This is a genomic window from Planktothrix rubescens CCAP 1459/22 (assembly GCA_904830895.1).
Classification (GTDB): Bacteria; Cyanobacteriota; Cyanobacteriia; order Cyanobacteriales; family Microcoleaceae; genus Planktothrix; species Planktothrix agardhii.
Window position 1 is genome coordinate 113891 of the sequence record LR882958.1, and the last position, 20846, is coordinate 134736.

22 protein-coding genes and 1 riboswitch are annotated in these 20846 nt (G+C 38.2%); of the genes, 4 read left to right on the forward strand and 18 right to left on the reverse strand.

Going from position 1 to position 20846, the window contains the following annotated elements; all coding sequences use genetic code 11:
- Positions 1-78 precede the first annotated feature (78 nt).
- On the reverse strand, positions 79-1527 hold the full coding sequence (locus tag NMG86_RS00575; RefSeq protein WP_026788213.1) for a RecQ family ATP-dependent DNA helicase: 1449 nt from the start codon (positions 1525-1527) through the stop codon (positions 79-81).
- Positions 1528-1856: 329 nt separating this feature from the next.
- On the opposite strand from NMG86_RS00575, the gene NMG86_RS00580 reads away from it, so the two are divergent.
- Together NMG86_RS00580 and NMG86_RS00585 are read left to right on the forward strand one after the other, a co-directional pair.
- Positions 1857-2720, forward strand: coding sequence for an alpha/beta fold hydrolase (locus NMG86_RS00580; protein ID WP_026788214.1), 864 nt, complete (start codon positions 1857-1859; stop codon positions 2718-2720).
- A 25-nt stretch (positions 2721-2745) separates the two neighbouring features.
- A complete protein-coding gene (locus NMG86_RS00585; RefSeq protein ID WP_026788215.1) occupies positions 2746-3477 on the forward strand; it encodes a glycerophosphodiester phosphodiesterase in 732 nt (243 codons plus the stop codon).
- A gap of 8 nt (positions 3478-3485) precedes the next feature.
- Here the strand turns inward: NMG86_RS00585 and NMG86_RS00590 are convergent, their stop codons facing one another.
- From NMG86_RS00590 to NMG86_RS00630, 9 genes are all read right to left on the reverse strand, one after another.
- On the reverse strand, positions 3486-4271 hold the full coding sequence (locus NMG86_RS00590) for a hypothetical protein (RefSeq protein ID WP_026796769.1): 786 nt from the start codon (positions 4269-4271) through the stop codon (positions 3486-3488).
- Between the two features lie 327 nt (positions 4272-4598).
- Positions 4599-4991, reverse strand: a complete 393-nt coding sequence (locus NMG86_RS00595) for a DUF1622 domain-containing protein (RefSeq protein WP_026788217.1) — start codon at positions 4989-4991, stop codon at positions 4599-4601.
- Positions 4992-5009: 18 nt separating this feature from the next.
- Complete coding sequence (gene hrcA / locus NMG86_RS00600) at positions 5010-6110, reverse strand: heat-inducible transcriptional repressor HrcA (RefSeq protein WP_026796770.1); 1101 nt, start codon at positions 6108-6110, stop codon at positions 5010-5012.
- A 181-nt stretch (positions 6111-6291) separates the two neighbouring features.
- Positions 6292-6648, reverse strand: a complete 357-nt coding sequence (petJ, locus tag NMG86_RS00605) for a cytochrome c6 PetJ (RefSeq protein WP_026796771.1) — start codon at positions 6646-6648, stop codon at positions 6292-6294.
- 99 nt (positions 6649-6747) lie between these two features.
- The gene (locus tag NMG86_RS00610) at positions 6748-7896 is read right to left on the reverse strand and encodes an O-fucosyltransferase family protein (protein ID WP_026796772.1); all 1149 of its coding nucleotides are present in this window, start codon (positions 7894-7896) and stop codon (positions 6748-6750) included.
- Positions 7897-7907: 11 nt separating this feature from the next.
- Positions 7908-8141 carry a DUF2283 domain-containing protein gene (locus tag NMG86_RS00615; protein ID WP_026788221.1) on the reverse strand — a complete coding sequence of 78 codons (234 nt, stop codon included), beginning with the start codon at positions 8139-8141 and terminating at the stop codon, positions 7908-7910.
- A complete protein-coding gene (locus NMG86_RS00620) occupies positions 8113-8409 on the reverse strand; it encodes a hypothetical protein (RefSeq protein ID WP_026788222.1) in 297 nt (98 codons plus the stop codon). Before NMG86_RS00620 ends, NMG86_RS00615 begins: the two co-directional genes overlap by 29 nt.
- A 141-nt stretch (positions 8410-8550) precedes the next feature.
- Entirely contained in the window at positions 8551-9615 is a 1065-nt protein-coding gene (locus tag NMG86_RS00625; protein ID WP_026788223.1) for a branched-chain amino acid aminotransferase, read from the reverse strand.
- A gap of 172 nt (positions 9616-9787) precedes the next feature.
- Positions 9788-9955 carry a YqaE/Pmp3 family membrane protein gene (locus tag NMG86_RS00630; RefSeq protein ID WP_043937856.1) on the reverse strand — a complete coding sequence of 56 codons (168 nt, stop codon included), beginning with the start codon at positions 9953-9955 and terminating at the stop codon, positions 9788-9790.
- A gap of 403 nt (positions 9956-10358) precedes the next feature.
- Here NMG86_RS00630 and NMG86_RS00635 point away from each other — a divergent pair, with 403 nt between their 5' ends.
- Positions 10359-10751, forward strand: coding sequence for a hypothetical protein (locus NMG86_RS00635; protein ID WP_026788224.1), 393 nt, complete (start codon positions 10359-10361; stop codon positions 10749-10751).
- Here the strand turns inward: NMG86_RS00635 and NMG86_RS00640 are convergent.
- Complete coding sequence (locus NMG86_RS00640; RefSeq protein WP_026795028.1) at positions 10748-11743, reverse strand: pentapeptide repeat-containing protein; 996 nt, start codon at positions 11741-11743, stop codon at positions 10748-10750. The two genes, NMG86_RS00635 and NMG86_RS00640, sit on opposite strands and share 4 nt — an antisense overlap.
- 6 nt (positions 11744-11749) lie before the next feature.
- A complete protein-coding gene (locus tag NMG86_RS00645) occupies positions 11750-13387 on the reverse strand; it encodes a hypothetical protein (RefSeq protein WP_026796773.1) in 1638 nt (545 codons plus the stop codon).
- A 602-nt stretch (positions 13388-13989) separates the two neighbouring features.
- Between NMG86_RS00645 and purN the strand changes: the two genes are divergently transcribed.
- Positions 13990-14643 carry a phosphoribosylglycinamide formyltransferase gene (gene purN / locus NMG86_RS00650; protein ID WP_026796774.1) on the forward strand — a complete coding sequence of 218 codons (654 nt, stop codon included), beginning with the start codon at positions 13990-13992 and terminating at the stop codon, positions 14641-14643.
- On the opposite strand, the gene NMG86_RS00655 is transcribed toward purN, so the two are convergent.
- The 6 genes from NMG86_RS00655 to NMG86_RS00680 all read right to left on the reverse strand — a co-directional run bounded on the left by NMG86_RS00655 (position 14640) and on the right by NMG86_RS00680 (position 20839).
- Positions 14640-15881, reverse strand: a complete 1242-nt coding sequence (locus NMG86_RS00655; RefSeq protein WP_026796775.1) for a URC4/urg3 family protein — start codon at positions 15879-15881, stop codon at positions 14640-14642. The two genes, purN and NMG86_RS00655, sit on opposite strands and share 4 nt — an antisense overlap.
- A gap of 159 nt (positions 15882-16040) precedes the next feature.
- Positions 16041-17300 carry a GTP cyclohydrolase II gene (locus tag NMG86_RS00660; protein WP_026788229.1) on the reverse strand — a complete coding sequence of 420 codons (1260 nt, stop codon included), beginning with the start codon at positions 17298-17300 and terminating at the stop codon, positions 16041-16043.
- 60 nt (positions 17301-17360) lie between these two features.
- Entirely contained in the window at positions 17361-18401 is a 1041-nt protein-coding gene (gene cobW / locus NMG86_RS00665) for a cobalamin biosynthesis protein CobW (protein ID WP_026788230.1), read from the reverse strand.
- Positions 18402-18566: 165 nt separating this feature from the next.
- Positions 18567-19223, reverse strand: coding sequence for a HupE/UreJ family protein (locus tag NMG86_RS00670; protein WP_026788231.1), 657 nt, complete (start codon positions 19221-19223; stop codon positions 18567-18569).
- Positions 19224-19255: 32 nt separating this feature from the next.
- Positions 19256-19399, reverse strand: a riboswitch (cobalamin riboswitch).
- A gap of 46 nt (positions 19400-19445) precedes the next feature.
- Positions 19446-19889, reverse strand: coding sequence for a cyanase (gene cynS / locus NMG86_RS00675; RefSeq protein ID WP_026788232.1), 444 nt, complete (start codon positions 19887-19889; stop codon positions 19446-19448).
- Between the two features lie 107 nt (positions 19890-19996).
- Positions 19997-20839, reverse strand: coding sequence for a hypothetical protein (locus tag NMG86_RS00680; RefSeq protein WP_052338594.1), 843 nt, complete (start codon positions 20837-20839; stop codon positions 19997-19999).
- Positions 20840-20846: the final 7 nt, after the last annotated feature.

Below are 20846 nucleotides of genomic sequence, written 5' to 3' on the forward strand. Positions count from 1 at the left end.
TGGCGTTGCTGAATTAGGTTATGATTAATCTACGACAGCTACGCCATCGCAGATTAAGATATTGATTATTTATGATAATTAACGAGAAGATTTGCACCGATCGCAATGACCACAGCGTTTAAACTGATTATCTAGGTTGAACCCAAAAGATTGTAATAAAAACTTCCATCGACAATCACGGGTTTTTAAGTATTGATTCATTTGTTGAATGGCTTTACTATTTTGATCTTGATTCAATTTTGCAGGTTTAGATAGAATTTCATAATCAAAGGGATTATGCCAGATTAATCGTCCTTGGGCGTGTAAAATAGAAAGGGCGATCGCACTATTTTTAAATTGTTCAGATAGAGTTTCTATATTTCCCGTTGCTGGAAGTTTTTTAATTAATTGATTTGCAGATTGATATTGTTTTTCTAGGTTTTCGATTAAATATTTTTGTCGTTGTTTATCTTCAGGATAGAAAAACCCCGTAAGTTCGCTAATAATAGTTAAGGCGATCGCAGGTTTCCCATCTCTCCCCGCCCGTCCCACTTCTTGAATATATTCAGACAATAAAAAAGGGGCTTGAAAATGGCATACCCATCTCACATTACTCTTATTAATTCCCATACCAAAGGCACTACTACAAACTACAAATTTAATCTTTTCCTGTAACCAATCTTTTTCGATCTTTCGGCGTTCTTCTGAACTCAACCCCGCATGATAAGCAACAGTTGAATAGTTTTCGGTTTGTAGCCATTGGGCTAATTGTTCACAGTCTTTACGAGTCCTAGCATAAATCAAACCTGTCTGATTTTTTCGCGGTTGAATAAATTGGATTAACTGTTGTTGTCGTCCTCTGGGAGTGCAAACTGTTTTAATATTTAATTCTAAATTAGATCGATAGGGACTCAATAGAAATTGCTGAGGTTTTTGCAGTTGTAAAACCTGTTTAATTGTGTCTTGAGCATCGGGATCGGCGGTGGCGGTAAAAGCTGCGATCGCAATTTTTGTTCCTTTTGGTTTAAGTTTTAATAAGGTCGAACGAATAGCCCCTAAACGTCGATAAGCTGGGCGAAAAGTATCCCCCCATTGTACTAAACAATGAGCTTCATCTAAGATTAAACCATTAATTTTAACTGTGGGTTGAGAAATTACACTCCAGACGGGAGAACTTAATAGAGTTTCGGGGGAAAGATAGAGAAGTCTTAATTGATTTTGTTGAACCAAACTTAAAGTTTTTCGTCGTTGTTGGGGCATTAATTGACTATGAATTAAAGCGGCGGGAAGTTGCAATTCTTGAAGTTCTTGCACCTGATTTTCCATTAATGCCACTAAAGGAGATATAATTAAAGTTAATCCAGTTTGTAATAGTGCTGGAAGCTGAAAACAGATGGATTTTCCGCCTCCGGTTGGCATAACAATTAAGGCATCTTTTTTATCTAATAAGCTCTTAATAATTTCTCCTTGGGGCGGTCGAAAATCATCATAACCCCAAATTTTCTTAAAAGATGCCTTAACCTGTTGCCAGTCTGTAGATGCTTCCATAACACATTTCCAAATTTGACTTAAGTTCGTTGTTGCGCTTCAGCGCAAGGAGGAGCTAAATATAAGAAACCCCGTTGTTGCGCTTCAGCGCAAGGAGGAGCTAAATATAAGAAACCCCGTTGTTGCGCTTCAGCGCAAGGAGGAGCTAAATATAAGAAACCCCGTTGTTGCGCTTCAGCGCAAGGAGGGGCTAAATATAAGAAACCCCGTTGTTGCGCTTCAGCGCAAGGATGGGCTAAAGCCCAACGACGGAGGGGCTAAAGCCCAACAACGGAGGGGCTAAAGCCCAACAACGTTTTATATGTTTAATTATTTTAAGAGGATAAAACATGAGTTGTGTTAGAAAAACCCTATCGTTATCAAAAATTAATCTATCTTATTTAGAATGGGATTCTGGGATTAATAATTCCTCAGACACCAATATTTTATTATTACATGGGTTAGCAGATCAGGGGTTAGTCTGGAAACAATTAGGGGAAAAATTAAGCGATCGCTATCATATTATAGCACCGGATATGCGCGGACACGGAGAAAGTAGTAAACCCAATCACGGATATACTTTTACCGAAGTTATTGAAGATTTAGAAGCCTTAATGGAGCATCTAAACTGGTCAAAAGCCCATATTTTAGGGCATTCTTGGACGGGGAAAATGGCAGCAATTTGGGCTAAACAAAATCCCGAAAGGTTTAATAGTCTGATCTTAGTTGATCCGATTTTTATTATGAAACTTCCGGGTTTGTTTAAATTAACTTTACCAATTCTATATCGTCAGTTAGATTGCTTAAAATTAATTGGGCCATTTACGAGTTTTGAACAGGCGGAAGATCTGGCTAAACAATTAGCTCAATTTTCGGGATGGAGTGATTTACAACAAGAATTATTTATATCGGGAATGGAACAAAAAACCGATGGAAGTTGGGGAAGTAAATTTGGAATTGCTGCTAGAAATGAAATTTTTGAACAGGTGATGGAAGTTCCTGGTTTAACCGAAAATATTGATATTCCTACGTTATTAATTCAACCGGAAAAAGGCGTAAATCGCATGGACTGGCAATTAAAACCTTATAAACAGTATTTAACTCAGTTAGAAATTCAGCGTGTAGCGGGAAATCATTGGTCATTTTTAGTCGAAGCTGAAGGTTTTAATCAAACAGTTGAAAGGTTTTTAAATAGTCGAATTGTGGCAAACTAATTATAGTAAAAATAGAGGTAAAATTATGGATTTAGAAATTATTGCCCATCGAGGTTTTTCGGTGATGGCGCCTGAAAATACCCTAGTGGCGTTTAATGCTGCGTTGCAACAGGGGGCAAATTCCCTAGAATTTGATTTACAAATTTCTGCGGATGGAATTCCGGTTATTTTTCATGATCAAGAGTTAAACCGAATTACGGGAATATCGGGTAAAGTTTCTGAAAAAACTGTTGCAGAATTAAAAGAATTAGATGCGGGAGGGTGGTTTGCGGAAAGATTTGCGGGGGAAAGTATTCCGACATTGGAAGATGCGATCGCTACCTTTCAAGCGGTTAAAGATTTTTTATATTTTGATGTTAAACCCGATCATCAATGGTCAGAATTAGAAATCAAAAATTTAGGAGATTTTTTAATTAATAATAACTTGATTAAGAAGTCGATTATGACTTCATTTAATCAAGGATTTTTAGACCAAATTCGTGGTTATTGTCCAGAAATCACCTTGGGATATTTTTTAATTGATTTTAAGCAATTTGAACAACAATTACAAACAGCTATTAATCAAGGAAATGCTATTTTAACCATAGATTATCCTGTGGTTTTAGAGCATCCTGAAATAATTACCCAGAGTCGAAATCAGGGGGTAGATATTGTGGTTTGGACGGTGGATGATTTAGAGGATTTTAAAAAGTTAGTTAATCTGGGAGTAAAACGGATTATTACAAATTCATTAATTGGTAACATTCAAGTTAATTAAAGTTGACTTTAAATTCCGGTTACTACTTCCCAAAAATAGGTTTTAAAAGTTGTTAAATCAACAGTAATTTGCATTTCCTGTCCCCAAGTATAAACATTAAAATGAATCAAATTACTGTTTTGATTAATCTGTATTTCACCTAATAAAGCTACCCAATGATTCGGATAGGGAAAAACGGGCGGTTGATTTAGGAGTAAACCGGAATCATTAATTAAGGCGAAGGCAACACCACCGGATTTAATCATCTGATTTGCGGTTTCAATTGCTTCTAAATCCCCAAATAAGTAAGCATTTCTATAATTAACGGTTTGATAGCCTAAAATTTCTTTAATCCATCCTGCCATCTCCCAAGGTTTAGTCATTCCGGCTAAGTTTCTTAACAGTTGAGGTGCATTAGGATCTACAGAAAAAATAATATTTTCCGACTCTCTGAGGGTGGATAATACCATCCAGTCTATTTGATAAATTTCTAAATTTAAAGGACTTTCTGATAACCATTGAGGCGGAGAAATCCAGCGATTATTTTGGGTATGAAATCCTCCAATTTGGAACAAATTACGGCAGATTTGAATATAGGCAAGGGGATTTTTTCTAATTAGTTCAAAAACAATTGCTGCTGGGCCGCAAAATGGTTGAGTCCCTTGATTAATATTAAAAGGATTAAGTAGACGCGATCGCAATTCTGCAATAATTTTTTGTTGATCTAATCCCGTCCAAACTCCCAATATTTTGGAATTTTCAAACTCAGTAATTGCTATTTCTGCTTGTCTTAAAATATCAGAATTTGCTGTCATATTCTATAAGTAGTTGCACAAAATAAATTACCTAGTTGAGAGAGGGAACACCGGAAAAGCCCCCCCAAACCCCCCGTGCACGCAGGGCTGTTTCATTCTCTAGGAAAAACTGTGTGACCTCTCCCCCAACCCATCTCCTGCGAGGAGAGGGGGACTAATTATTACTATTAAACATAAAAAATTATTTATTACTCCCCCTTCCCTAGTAGGGAAGGGGGTTGGGGGGTTAGGTCTTAGGGGTTGGCAATGGAAAATGAAACAGCCCTGCCCGTGCACGGGGGGCTAGGGGGGGAGGGAACAGGGTAGAGGATGTGTAATTAATTTTGTTTAGGTACTTAATTGATTTAGAGAAGATTGCTCCTTTAATTTATTCTGAAAGTTGGTTTCCATTTCTAATTCTTTATTCAAGAAATAGTTTAAAAATGTCCGAATTACAGCAATAGCAGCTAACTGACCTAACGCAATAAAAGAGGGTGTAACGGTTGTGAACAAAATATCTGCACCCAACTGAAATTCCAAGGCTAAAGCTAACCAACTGCCAAAATTAAGCCGTAATTCTATAAACGGAAAAATTTGCCGACGACGGAAACTTGCCAGGGCAATTTTTAAGGTACTAATTAATCCCAATAATATACAAAAAGCCGAAATTGCTTCTAAGCAAAATCCTAGAAGATGAACAAAGGAAGATAAACTATGTTTTAAGGTTTCTAAACCGATCATAAATCCAATAATTAAGGATTAACTCAGTGCTTCAGATAAATAATCAGCAGCCGCTTCAACCACGGCGATCGCATTTTCATACATCATCCGAGTCGGGCCTAAAATTCCCACACTTCCGACCGGAATATTATCCCGTCGATAGGGTGCAGAAACCAAGGTACAGCCTTGAATGGGTTCTAAAGGATTTTCCGACCCAATGCGAACCGTAACCCGTTGTTCTTGTTTGGGATTAGGAAAAATTAACGGCCATAATTGTTCCTGTTCTTCTTCTAATAAGTGCATCAAAGTTTTCACCTGTTGCAATTGAGAAAATTCAGGTAAATGTAGAACCTCAGCAATACCACTAATTAGAATGCGGGTATATTCTGGAGTTTGGCTACGAAAACTTAAATCCGTTAATAACTTTATTAAAAAGTCAGAATAGCACTGAAATTCCCGATCTAATTCACTCCAATCTAAAATCGAAAGTTCAGAAATAGATTTACCTCTGAGTTGAGCATTTAAAAAATTAGAAAGTAGTTGTAATTCCTGTTCTAAAACCTCTTGATCTTCGGGTAAAAGATTAACTCCCATGGCCTGAGAATCCGAGGGAGAATTGGCTGGAGATAAATCAATTAAACTGGACTGAGTTTGATAGGAGTCTGTCACCACAACTAACATAATTTTCCCAGGTTCTATAGAAACCAAATGCAAATGTCGTAACCGAGTAGTGACGGTTTTCGGGAGTGTAACTAAGGTAATATAACCACTCAAAGTTGATAAAATTTGTGACGCCCCCCGCAAAACCGCTTCTAAACTACAGTTTTTTAAATTCAGTTGTTCGCGTAACAATTGCAGCGCCTCATCCGCAAAAGTTTCTGAGGGGGTAATCAGTTTATCAACATAAATCCGATACCCTGAGTCGGAGGGGATACGTCCGGCGGAGGTATGGGGCTGATACAGGAGTCCAGCCCGTTCCAAGACCCCCATGCCATTACGAATAGTGGCGGGACTGACTTTGAGGTTGTATTCTTCCACCAAAGCCTTAGAGCCCACGGGTTCGGCCGTCGCAATATAGTGACGAATCGTTGCCCAGAGAATATGATGATGTCGCTCTGTCAAATGAACTTGTGTAAACATTGAATTTTTCTATACAGATTTGACTGATGGAAGTACGGTATGGAATCAGGCAACTCCGAGATTTCCAGAATTTCGTGACTCACAAGATTTTTAGCAGAGTTTTGATATCCAAGATAGCAGATATTTGAATTAAACTGGGAAATTTAATCCAATAATATTATGAATTATGATCTAAGGAAATTTATTGTAATGGCGACCATGCCTTTTCAGCTTGTTCAGCAACATAGGCAGCAACGGTGGTAATTTCTCTAGCCGTTAATCGACTTTTAAAATTAGGCATGGCATTTTTACCATTGGTAACTTGATTAATAATTGCAGCCAGAGGATTTTCTTCATATCCTTTTAAGTATTTAGTTAACGCTTTTTTTTTTAGAGTTTTATTAGCAACTATAACGTTATTCCCGTTAATATGGCAAGCTGCACAGGAGTTAGAAAAAATAGTAGACCCACTTAAAACCCCTTCTGCTAATGCGGATTTAGGCAAAAGGACTGTTAACAATAGAAAACTCAAAATAAGGACTGATAAGAGCTTTTTCAATGGAGTCTCCTTGAATCAAAAATAGCTAACAAGAAGATTTTACTCTTTAAGTTGTGCAAATAGACAACCATTCCCCTTAACGAGTTGCCTTTCAGTATCCTAGAGGGTTAAACACACGGATTCTGGCCATTCTCGACACCAGGATTTCATTTCTGTGACGACGGGGAGATGAATACGATTCCAACTAAAAAAACCAGGATTAATTTCTGCATAGTAACCTTGATGAAATTGGACTTCTCCAGGGGATAAACCACTTTCTACAAATTTAAAGGTTAATTGAGAGGGGTTAAGTTGCTTTTTGATTTGGTTTCTAAACCAGTTTCTATGGATAATTCCGGTATAGGTACTGCGAAAACTACCCGCAAATTGCTGACAATTCCATATCACTAAATTACAAATTAATCCCAGGGTTTGTTCATCGGTAAAAGGTAAATTTTTAAATTCTTTTTGAAAGTTTGCAATAATAAAGTGATCAATAAAAATAGCATTTTTATAGTATTTTAAAATTGGGTTAAAAAAATCCATATTCTCTGATTCATCGGTACAAATTAATAAAAGTTCTTCCGGTGGAAAAATTTCTTTTAGGGTTTTTAAGATTAAATAGGGATGGTCGGCTTCTCGATGTGGAATCCAGTTACGATAGTCTGTCAGACGAATATGAATCCCATTATATTGTCCGAGGGTTTGAGAGATTTTATCGGCTAAATTCTGATAAATGGGTTTAAATTTAATCGCTTCCATCAAGGAATAGAGCGTCGGGGAAGGCAGATAAAAAAAGCGAGAATAATAGGCTAAATTACAAGCACTAAATTCTAAAATATCCTGTTCAACGTCCTGTACAATGATTCGATTTTCAGCAAAATCCGATAAAACCTTGGGGTCAATTATAATATTATTCGGAACAAAAACCGCATTAACTAATCTAACCTGACTCTGATAATGACTGAGATTTTTTCCTTGGGTTTCTGCCAAAAACTCTGAATAATTTAAAATAGGAATAGGAAGTTTATCAACTAAATCTAAAATCGTTGGTAGTTGGTCAATATTAATAATATGTTTCCGACTTTCCGGCACAGATAAAAAATAGCCCCCCCGCACAGGTAAAATGTTTTTATCCTCTCCCACGGAACCATAAAAAACTAACTTTCGTTGGGTTAAATAGGCTAATCCTACGGCTATTTCTAACCCCATTAAGTTATTATTTAACCCGGATTCATAATCTTTGTATAACAGATAGCGTGAGGTCATGAAATTGAAAATTAAGAAACTTTAGCTGAAGAAAAATTTAATAGTTTTCCTTGGGCAGACTCCAAAATTACATCCCGGATAAAAGCACTTGCTTCAAGGATTTCTAGTCCAATTAATTCCCCATCTTCATTCAGTTCAGCCGTCATATTAGGGCTAATCTCAATACTTCCAGTTTCCGATTCATCTGAAAATTTCAAATGCAGAATATCTTCTTGTTCAAAATAAGTCATTTTTGTAGGATTCATAGATTACAAATCTCCCAGTTTTTAAACGAAATCGCACTTGTTGCCGAGTGGTTACATGAATCGTCACAGGCATGATTAAATCTGGATTTTCTTCATAAGGAATCAAAACCAAGTCATTGTTGTGTTTACCCACTACCACCAAACGGCTTGTAGCACTATCATAATACTTTTCTGCTGAAAATCTTAAAATTTCTTCAATTTGTTCAAGATCAAAACCTCTCAGTGTAGCTCGATACTGAATATAATCTGACCAGACAATTTTAACCATGAACTGATGCCCAAATCTATAGGTTTCATTCTTTTTCTTTCTGCTTCCTATTTTCTATTCCCTTCTATAAATCCGAAATTTAATATTAATCAAGGTTTCGGTAGGGTCTGTGTGGGGTGGGTTCAGACCCACCTTTTTCGGTTAAATTTTACAAATCCAATTATAGGGATCGGGCTCTTTTCCAGTTTTAATGGCTTCCAATTGTTCTAAAATAGATGGGGCATATTTGCGTTCAGAAATCGGAGGTAAAACTAAATCCCGTCCTTGATATCCAATTTTAGAAACCTGGGCAATAGTAGCTGCGGTTCCCATACCAAAAGCCTCTTGTAAAATCCCTTGGTCATGGGCTGCTGCCACTTCTTCGATAGAAATTAACCGTTCTTCCACTTCTACCCCTTGATCTCGGAATAACTTTAACACACTATCGCGGGTAATTCCTTCTAAAATGGTTCCGGTTAATTGAGGTGTTACCACCACATTATTAATCACAAATGCTAAGTTCATGGTTCCACATTCTTCCACATATTTTTTGTGGACACCATCGAGCCAAATCACATTATCATAACCCAAGGCTTTAGCTTCTTTATCAGCTAATAAACTAGCGGCATAATTTCCAGCACATTTCGCCGCCCCGGTTCCCCCTTCACAGGCTCTAATATATTTATCCGTGACGATTAATTTAACTGGTTCGGAATAATAGGCTCCTACGGGACAACTCATAATAATAAAAGTATAGTGAGTTGAAGGTTTTAAACCAATAAATTCATCGTTGGCAAAATACAAGGGACGAATATATAAACTTCCCTCGGATTCAGGAATCCAACCGGAATCTAAACGAATTAATTCCGTTAATCCTTCCATAAAAACTGATTCAGGAATCGGGGGCATACAAAGTCGATGAGCCGATTGATTAATCCGTCTAAAGTTAGCATCGGGTCTAAAGATTAAGGTTTCTCCTGTGGCACTTTTATAAGCTTTCATCCCTTCAAAAACAGCCTGACCATAGTGCAGAACTGCCATGGCTGGAGCCATAGTTAAATTACCATAAGGGATAATTTTAAGGTCTTGCCAAGTCCCGTTATTGTAGGTAGCAATAAAAATATGGTCACTGAAGATTCGACCAAAGGGAATATTGTGTAAAGTTTCAGAAGAAAGACGGGAATCCTCTGTTTTTTGAATCAGAATTTTTTCAGTTAGTGTTTCCATTATGGCTTAGGTGGTCAGGGTTTTATGGTTTTTCATCAGAATAACATGGGACTGTGATTAGGAAATTGCCCCATCCCTGTGCAGTGGGAGCGTCCTTGCTCCCTAGAATATACAGTTTAAATGCAGTACAGCTTAACTGATAACTGAATTTATTCCTCGGTTTAAAATGAGGTTAATTTTGATCGTTTTTGGCAATTATCCAAACAGCGTGAACAATCCCGGGAATAATTCCCAGCAGGGTTAGGAGAATATTCAGCCAAAAGGCTCCCCCAAAACCAACGGTCAAAAAAACGCCCAAGGGGGGCAAAAAAACAGCGGCAATTAAACGAATAATGTTCATCAGAAAAATGGGTAGAAACCCCGTCCTTCTGGGACGGCTTTATATTTTTCCCTTTTCAGGGAGGAGGGTATGGTTACCCTCCTAACTCCTATTTCTAGGGTAAAGTTAGCTTCGCCAATGTTTTAAGAGCTTGTTAGGCTAGTAGCAATGTCTTACCCCTCGTAAAACTGTTTAACTACTAACGACAGAGCCAGGGACTAGCTTCGCATCCAACAGGGTGTCATGACTCAAAAAACGTAGTCAGTTAAGACTTAGGCTGGTCAACTAACTGAAGTTAGAGGCACGAAGCCCCGTCACTTCAGTGCGGGGTGCTGACATCACTTGATTACAACTTCTCTATCTATTTTAGCAATTTTTTCAATTAAAATAGAAAAACCTCTGTCATATCTTAAATTTTATGTCCATGTTGTTTGATATTTTTCCCTTCCAATTCCATTTTGACCCCAAATTGATTGCCGGGGCAACCCTCTGGTCTTTAGCATTGTATTGGGGTTTTTCTCCCGTGGGTGAATGGGTTACCCATCAATTAAACCGTTGGTTTAACTATGCAGAAAGAATGTTATATACCTCGGAAGCTGAATATGAACGGACTCGCAAAAATCGAGAATCTCAAAATGCTTTTTATGCGTCTTTATTTAGTATTGTTCCTTTTTTAATTATGGGATTTTTATGTAATTGGGGTATTGAGATAGGTTTAGATAAAAGTTGGTCAATTAGTGTGGGAATCATTGCTTGTATGAGTGGGGGAATTTATGAATTAGGGCGACAAGATGGCAAAAAAGGCATTAATTCTTAATCATGAATTTCACCATTAGGCATCATTGCACCATGCAAAATGGCTCCGGCGGTATTAGCACTACTAATTTCTACGCGAGTTAAATAGGTATAACTTAAATTCGCATTTCTTAAATTAGTTCGAGCAACGGAAGCATCGGTTAAATCCGCTTGAGTGAGATTGGCTCCATTCATATTAGTTCGGGTTAAATCGACACGAACTAAATTGGCTCGACTCAAATTGGCATTACTTAAATTAGCATTACTTAGTTGAGCGTCGGGGAGAATGGCATCACACAATTCTACCCCGGGTAATTGAGCATCAATTAAAATCGCCCGTTCTAATTTAACTTTTTTTAAATTCGCTCCAATTAAGTTAGCTTCGGTGAGATTTGCTTCGGTTAAAAATGCAGATTGTAAGTTGGCTTGACTTAAGTTCGCTTGACTTAAAATTGCTCCTTTTAAGACGGTTTCTGTTAAATTAGCTCCGCTTAAATTCGCCCGAGTTAAATCAGCCCCGGTCAAATTTACCCCTTGTAAATCGGTTCCTCGTAAATCAGCCCCGCGCAAATTCACGCTTTCATAAATTCTGGGTTCATAGCGCAGATTAGCCCCCCGTAAACAGGCTCCTCTCAGGTCAGCCCCTTGTAAATTTGCCCCTCTTAAATCCGCTTGAATCAGGTTCGCATCTAATAAGGTTGCTAAGGCTAAATTGGCTTTCCGAAAATCTGCTCCTTGTAAATTTGTGCCATGAAATTCGGCATCATTCAGGTTAGCACTGCTTAAATTGGCTTTATTTAAAATAGCGCCATTAAACCTAACTCCCCTCAGATTAGCCCGGGAAAAATTAGCCCCATTCAAATAGGCTAAAACAAAGTTAGAGCCTTGCAAATCTGCACCACTTAAATTAGCACCAATTAAGTCCGCACGACTTAGTTCAGCACTCCTTAAATTAAGCCCTTTAAAATTTTTTTGTCCGGCTCGATACTGTTCGAGTAGTGTTTCCTCATCCATGATTAATTATCTTTGAGTTCCCGTATAGGTAAATTCTTGAACCCAAGCCATTGACTTACTACCAGGAGTTCGAGCGTAAACTTTAACCTTCTGAATCAATTGAATGTTCAAATCCAGCAATTTTTGACGGATAAATTGACTCATAGAGGCTTGATTTGGCACTTGATCTGACTCTAGTATAATGTGCAGACAGCCCTCTTTTGACTTGGTGAGAGTGTTAATTCCTTTCGGTTTCAGGGATTGACTAATCACCGTTGCGATCGCTTTTGCATGGCCCTGCTTGGCCAGTTCTAACAATTGGCCATGGGTTAGTCGAGGTTCCAGTTGTTCTGGGTCTTCCTCCTCAACGGCTATTGTGGTCTTATGCTGGGATAATCGTTGCTGTTCTTCCACTTCCGATTGATGAATGACCCCCGCTAAATCTCCGACTTTAGCTTGCAGGACATGAATAAACCGTCTTAAAGATTTATATTTAATCTCTAATTGAATTTCAGGAGGATGATTTTTTAATTGTTGATTGAGGGCAAGTTCTAAATGTTTCAAAATAGTGGTTAATGGCACCAAGGTATCTGCTACACTGTTTCCAACAATCTGTTCAACTTCTTGCTCCAGAATGAGCTTTTTTCTGAGATCATCACTCATTTCTCCTGAGTCTGTGGGCGGGATATCAATATTACTAAAGGCGGTGGCGGAAGTAAAATCAGAAAAACTACTCTCGCTAATTGTCGTAAAATGTTGAGTTTTTGGTAAACCTAATCCCAAGTTCGGAGGATTAGGGGATAATAAATGCACGGTTTCACTTTCATTAATATCAATGGCATTATCAGTTAAAAAATGCTGCTGCAAAATTGAAGAACGGGGGGGGGTTGTATTCCCAGGAGAATGATTCAACCCCGAATCTGAACGGGATTTAGCTTTAGTTTCATAATAGGGGTTCAGGGCATCTAAAATCACCGTTACTGCTTGAATATTTTCGTCCGTATCTTCTAAATATTCTGCCATCTTATAAAGATGGGATTTTAGTCGATCTACGTTAGGAAAGGTTTGTAATAGTTCGTGAAGTAAATCATCGAGACTCTGATTTTTTAGTTGTGACCAATCTTCTTCTCGATAGTTAAATTCCCGTTCTAAACTCGAAAAAATTACCAGTTTTGCCCGTAAAGGATTGGTGTGTTGCATGATTTTAAATCGCACATCAAATAAATTCGATATGTTGCGAATCTGATGGGCGGGAACACCTTGACTAAAATAGGCTGAAGATAGAGAATTTAACTCCTCTGGACTAATTTTTATAGTTTCTGAAGCAGTAATTGATAGTTGATTTAGTTCGGGAATTTCTTCGACATCAGACTGAATATAAAATTGACTAATCTGAGCTTCAATCCTCTCTAAAACCAGATTATATTCATTTTTTTTATTCAGACGAGATAGAATATTATTCAGAATAATTTTAAGCGGTTCAAATTGGGGATGTTTTTGATAAATATTTTGGAGTAAAACATTCAAATTAATACTATCTAGGACATGGGAATCATTCTCCCATTTTCCACTATAGGCACATAACAGAACTTTCTTAATCCGAGTGATATTCGGATCAGTTTCTAAATTTTGAGCAATCTCATTTAGACGGGATGGGGTCGGCATTTGGGTCTCCAATACAGAAAGTCAACACTATGAGAAGTGACTTAGGGGTATTCAGCACGAGGGTCTTGAAAATAACGGATTACATCCGGTTACAGGAATATTCAAAACAAAACACAAAATCCCTGATGATCCGCTCAAACACATTTTAATTCTAAAAACCAAAATTTATATTTTTGACTGACCATTTTTGATTCTCCCATCTTAGAATACAATTTTAATCGTTAGCACCCTAATATACTATTTTACGCTATTTTTTATCGGAATAGCTGTAGGATTTTTTGCTACTCCCCTACCCCCCCGTGGGGGATAGGGGGGAGGGAACAGGGTGGAGGATGTGTAATTAATTTTGTTTAGGTACTTATTGACCATTATGCTTTTTTGTCAAAAAATCTGTTCAATCTAGCCAACTACCATTATCGTCCATCAGCAATAAAGCCGGAGGCAGAAAAATCCAAGCCATGATAGCATCTTGATCCAAAAGCTGTTTCTGAGAACCCGGTGAAGAAGCCATAACCTGAATAAATTTTGATAAAGTTTCTTAAAAATATTTTACAATAGTTTGGTTAATTTATATTTAGGTAAAAGCTTGAATGGATAAGAAAATGACCAAAATTGACCCCACCTCCTGTTTAATTTCTCCCGCGATTCCCTCGCCTTTATTTGTAGAGGGATCTCCGGTAAAAATTGGAGTTTTAGCATCTGGAAGTGGCACGAACTTTGAGGCGATCGCACAAGCCATAAAAGATCAACAACTCAATGCCAAAATTCAGGTTTTAATTTATAATAACCCCGATGCTAAAGTCATAGAACGGGCGGAAAGGTTCGGAGTCAAAACCATTCTTTTAAACCATCGTAATTATAAAAAACGGGAAGATTTAGATCAAGCCATTGTTCAAACCTTAAAAGAACATGATGTGGATTGGATTGTTTTTGCTGGATGGATGCGAATTGTTACCCAAGTTTTAGTGGATGCTTTCCCCCATAAAATCATTAATTTACATCCGAGTTTATTACCGAGTTTTCCGGGGATTAGAGGAGTAGAACAGGCATTAGAAGCTCAAGTAAAAATTACAGGCTGTAGTGTTCATTTAGTCGAGTTAGAAGTCGATAGGGGCCCAATTTTGATGCAAGCCGCGGTTCCGATTTTACCTGATGATACTCCCGAAACTTTACACGCTCGAATTCAAATTCAAGAGCATAAAATTTTGATTGGGGCGATTTCTTTGGTGAGTCAGTGGCAAAATGCGATAAATTAAAATACAGTGCCATCACTCTCTAATTTTAGGGGAGGAGAACCATCAAAACGTTGTTGTTTAGCAATTTCCCGTCCAGCATTCCAGGTACCTCCTTGTAAGACTTTAACTAGGGGAAATTCCTGGGAGGTAAGATTTAATTTTTGGCGAAGGATTTCCGCAATTTTATCGAGTATAATAATCGTGAGCGATCGCCATTCTATAATTATATTAGAATCGGGTTTGTGTAGTTTTTCCGATAAATTATTATCTTTTAATTCCAATAATCCCAAATCTAAAATTAATCCCCCGTTGCGATATTCTGCTAATCCAGTTAATTGATCTAAATCAATAATTTCTAATCCTAAATCCTGTAAAGGTTCAAGTAAGGAATAGGTTAACCATTGGGATAATTTATGGAAAGGAACAAAGGGATATTCTGAGTCTAGGGTTTCTAACCCTGAATAATACCAAACATCTCCTAAATTGACTTGATTTAAAGTTAATCGTCCCGGCCAAATTTCTCCTAATCCTTCTAAAATAGCGTTTAAAACAATCACAGCACTGAGTTGATTGTTTTGGGTTTGGGTTAAAAAATAATTCGCTAATTTCCCAGGTCGAGGATGAATTTCTCCAAATAAATGAGGATAATTAGATAGGGTTTCACCGAGTTTTTTTAAGAGTTCTAATCTACCTTTTACTCCGGTTAAAGAATTATTTTCATTAACTTGAAATCCGGTGATTAATTGGGATTCCGTCAAATTCATTAATCCCTGGGCGTCGGCTTGAAATTGATATTTACTCTGACTAGAAAATAAACCCTGACCAAACATCTCATAACTGGCAATTGCTAACCCCTCAGAACGTCGCCAAATTAACCCGGTTTCTGATTCTTGATAATGCCATTTTTCCCCGGCTCCGGCATCCAGTAACACACTAATAATGGCTAAATCAAGTTTAGCTTGGGTTTGTTCTAACTGGGATAAACCATTTAATTGTTTTTGTAAGTTTGCAATTCTAGGAATATTACCGACTTCAAAATGTCGCCAACGAGAATGAAAAGGGACATTGAGATCGGGATAGTTTTGAGTAATATTATCTAAAACAAAATTAGCCACTAATTCTAACTTTTCTGGATGATAAACAAAATGTTCTAGTTGATTAGATAGGGCTAAATCAAAGATAAAATTACAACGTTCTCGAATTGCTTGAGGAGAACGAAAATAGGCGATCGCATTTGAATAATTTTCTCGATTTTGCATTTTAATATTAAGGGAATAGGGAATAGAAAAAAGTGATTGGCTACCTGATCAAGTATTTGTAGCAAACATGAAAGAATGGAATATAACTATCCCCAATTCGTAATTCGTAATTCGTAATTCCCATTAACTTGGGATTTTGCGCTGAAGCGCAACAACGGGTTAATAGTCTCGACCTTTAATACCGAGTAAACCTTCTGGGTCTAAAATTGCCCCTTCCGTATAATATCCGGCGGCTTTTTTCGCTTCAATTTCCACCTGAGCATCCGCCGGAATTAAATCATCAGGAATCGCAATTCGTCTAACTACTTCAATCCCAGAATTAACAATCGCATCATATTTCATATTACTCATGGAAACTAACCGATCAATTCGAGTAATTCCTAACCAATGTAACACATCCGGCATTAATTCTTGAAACCGCATATCTTGTACCCCAGCCACACATTCTGTCCGTTCAAAATAGGCATCCGCGCGATCGCCTCCAGTTTGACGTTTCCGGGCATTATAAACTAAAAACTTCGTGACTTCTCCTAAAGCTCGTCCCTCTTTTCTATAGTATATAATTACTCCTGCGCCGCCTGACTGGGCTGTTTTAATACATTCTTCAATCCCATGCACTAAATAGGGGCGACAGGTACAAATATCTGAGCCAAAAACATCAGATCCATTACACTCATCATGGACTCTAACTGCAACCGGAAGATCGGGATCGGTAATCGCTGCAATATCCCCCATAATATAAACCGTAACTCCCCCAATCGGAGGTAAAAATACTTGTAAATCAGGACGAGTAATTAACTCAGGAAACATTCCTCCGGTCTGTTCAAATAATGCCTGACGTAAATCACTTTCTGTCACCTTTAAACGATCGGCAATTCCGGGTAAATACCAAACAGGTTCAATTGCGGCTTTTGTTACTACTAAATCACCATTTTTCTTCATAATTTTGCCATCAATTTCTAACCGTCCTTTCATGGCTGCATCATATAATTCTGGCATATTAATATGGGCTTTTGTAATCGCAATGGTGGGGCGAATATCATAGCCTTTTTCCAAATATTCAGTAAATGCTTCCCCAATAATCGCGCCAAAGGGATCGAGGGCGACAATTTTATCGGGATCTGACCAACTGGGGTAAGGGCCAATTTTTACGAAGGGGGAAGTGTTGGTTAAGTCGGCGCGGTGGTCGGTTTTCAGATTCCCCTGGACGACGGCTAAGGCGCGATAGATAGCGTAAGAACCCGAATGGGTGCCAATGACGTTACGATGGCTAGGATCGGTCAGGGTTCCAATCAGGGGGCCACGTTTGCCGGGATCGGCATTTCCCCAATGGACGGGGATGGGTTTGGCTCCGTAGGAGGTGGGGTGAGAGGTCAGAACAATATGCCTCAGTTTTGGATCTTGCTTTTGGCCAGCCATTGTTGTCTCCCATGCGATTCGGATATCCCTATTATGGGCATATTAGGGGTATTTTATTGTTCAACAAGATCCCTGGACGGCATTTTTTATTTCAGAGATTTGTAAGTTTTTACCAATAAAAACTAACTGGGTTTGACGGGACTCGGTGGGTTTCCAGAGACGATCATAAAAGGTTTCAATTCGATCGCCAACTCCCTGTAATACTAACCGCATTGGTTTATTTGGAACTGAAACAAACCCTTTAATTCGGTAAATTTCCTGTTGTTTCACCATGGTTTTTAACCGTTGAATTAAATCTTCTGGTTCAAAATCTTGGGTTAAAATCACCGGAACTGAATTAATATTATCATCATGGTCGTGTTCTTCTTCAGTATCATGATGACTGGGACGGGCTTCTAAATTATCCTCAACCGCCGCATTAAACCCTAAAATTACATCGGGATGAATATTTCCCTGTTGACAAGGAACAATTTTAACTCCTGCTCGCAATTCCTGTTTTAACCAGGTTTCAACTTTATGTTGATGATCTCGATCAACATGATCGGTTTTGGTTAATAAAACTAAATCCGCACAGGCTAATTGATCTTCAAATAATTCTTCAATTGGGGTTTCGTGATCTAAATTGGGATCGGCTTGACGTTGGGCTTCTACGGCCTCAATATCCCCAACTAAAGTACCATTAGCCAAGGCTTCACAGTCTACTACAGTTATCACACCATCCACCGTTGCCCCCGTGCGAATTTCCGGCCAGCGAAAGGCTTGAATTAGGGGTTTAGGTAATGCTAACCCAGAGGTTTCAATCACAATATGATCGATTTTATCCCGTCGTTTGAGTAGGGCTTGCATGGCGGGGAAAAATTCTTCCTGCACCGTACAACATAAACAACCATTAGTCAGTTCTACGAGGTTCACTTCTTCGGTTTCATCGTCACAAACTTGACAGGATCGAATTAATTCACCATCAATTCCAACTTCTCCAAATTCATTGACTAAAACGGCAATCCTTCGCCCATGATTATTTTGTAATAAATGACGAATTGTGGTGGTTTTTCCACTTCCTAAAAATCCAGTAATCACTGTAACGGGAATTTTGGCAGACATAATATTTATAAGAGGGAGTAGGAAATTACGAATTACGAATGGGGGGAAGACTTGGCCGTGAGCTTTGTTGGATCAATCTTTATTCGGGTTGTTATAATTCAAAGTTTCAAGGATAAAAGTAGAGATATTTTATTAATATCTCTACTTAATTCTAATTAGGATCAACTAGCTAATAATGGCGGAAGATAAAGCTACTACACCAACAGCTAAAACGGCAAAACCCGAATATTTGATTAGGGAAAATTGGCTATTTTCTAAGGTTTCTTTAAAGGATTGAGTTAGTTTCATTGTGGCTCCAGCAATCATTAATTGAATGGCTGTAAACCCAACTAAATAGGAGATTAAGGGGGTCATTTCGGCTCCCATAATTGATTCTCCGTAGGCATAACCGTGAAACAAACCCGCTACACTAGCTAAACTAATTAATACTGCTAGGGGTAACTGTTTTTTGAGAACTAATAAAATCCCAATTGTAATCACAGAAAGGGCGATCGCAATTTCAGGAATGGGTAAATTAAAACTCATTAAATGAATTCCGGTTCCCAACATTGCGGTTAATAGAAAAGCCATAATTATCCAACTACCGCCCACAATTCCGGCTGCAATTAAACCAACGGCAATCACAAAAGCTAAATGATCAATTCCAATAATTGGGTGAGCAAGTCCGGCTAGAAATCCTTGAAAAAAGTTTTCCGGGCTTTTCCCTCCAAAGGCATGATGAGCCTCTGCGGGTTGCGCCATTAGGAGTAATAATAAACTCACCCCTAAAACCAAGATGCGAGTGCTATTTTGTAGCGAAAAATTTTGAAAAGACTTTAACATTTTAAACACCATCTGTACCGCGCAGATGTGCGAAAGAACAATCTGATTTCGGTGGGTGTTCTGACTTAGAGATTAATATTCTCATCACAGTTGCGGGACAGTGTTGGATTTGCGCCAAACTTTCCCCTTGCTTCTAGCGACTGTTCCCCGCTAGAACCGATTCAGACCTTTCATTGTATCATAATTTCTCCCAATATTCAATCGGTAGAAATACTTAAATTATTACCATTTTTTATAGGAAAGGAATTTTCCAGACATCGTAATTTTAACGCGATCGCCATTGGGGTCTTCGATTTTATCCACATCTAAGGTAAAATCAATCGCACTCATAATTCCGTCGCCAAATTTTTCATGAATTACGCTTTTAAGAGGCATTCCATAGACCTGCATAATTTCATAAAATCTATAGATTAAGGGATCGGTTGGAATCATGGGATCAAGTGATCCTTTGACGGGATAATCGGTTAAGAGTTCAATATATTCTGTGCTTAAACCTAGGGCTTCAACTAATTTTTTGGCTTCCTCATAGGAAGCACTCGCTTGTCGATAAATAACCGCAGCAATCCAAACTTCATCGCGCCCCAGCAGTTGCTCTAAATCTGAAAAGGTGACTCCTTTAGATTTTTTAGCCGATAATAACTTTTCTGTAATTTCTGAAATAGCCATTGAAAGTTCCTCCTAGAATTTATTGGTTGATAACTTGTCTCAAATTATAAAATATTTTGCTGATCATGCAACGGAAGTATTTGATTTTTAGGCCGGGGCGATCGCCATTAGGATTGGGAATTTTTAGGGAGAGGTTTAGGGGGAATAGGTAAACTCCGGGGATGATTGGTTTGTAATTGTTTAACAACGGATAATAACCGTCTTAAATGAGGTTTAATTACCTCTTGATGTTCTTGGGTAAGTTCATCTAATCGGGTTTGAATCTTGGATAGATGAAGATCAGAAGCAGAGTCTCCAGATTTTTCCTGTTGTAATTGATCAATCACAACTTGAATTTCTAAAAATCGCCCTTGAAAATCCGCTTGTAAAGACTCTAAATGAGCCGTTTCAGTTGAGGAAAATGTTTGTAATTCTTGCCGAAATTCCGCTCTAATTTCTGCCAATGCTAGGGAAATATGTTCGGTGCTTGAAGTTACTGCTTGTCCTAAAGCTGCTACTTGTTTACTCCGATAGGCGGAGTCCAAGGCTTCAGTAGTAGGAAAAGCCTCTAATTTTTGCTGGAGGGATTGAATTTCTTCTAAAAGTTGTTTCCTCAACCCCATAACTACTTTAACCGTATTTTTTTCTAACTTTTCAACGGAGTCTTGAGCTTGAACAATTTCAATTTGATTTTGATGGGTTTGTTGTTCTAAACGATAACGGTTGGCAACATTCAGCGATAGGGCTAAGGTTAGGGGGGCAACTCCATAAAACGCTTGACCCGAAAGGGCCACTACTCCCGAACCGACAGCCGAACTGATCAGAGAAACATACTCTGCTAACTCTAACCAATGCCGTTGTTTCAGGGAAGAAAAAACCGTTTTAGGAAGAATAGAGTTAGACATCGGCATAGGACTAGAAGTTATAGCATGGGGTCGATTGGGATGGGCAGAGGACGCTGGTGGAAACATAATAATC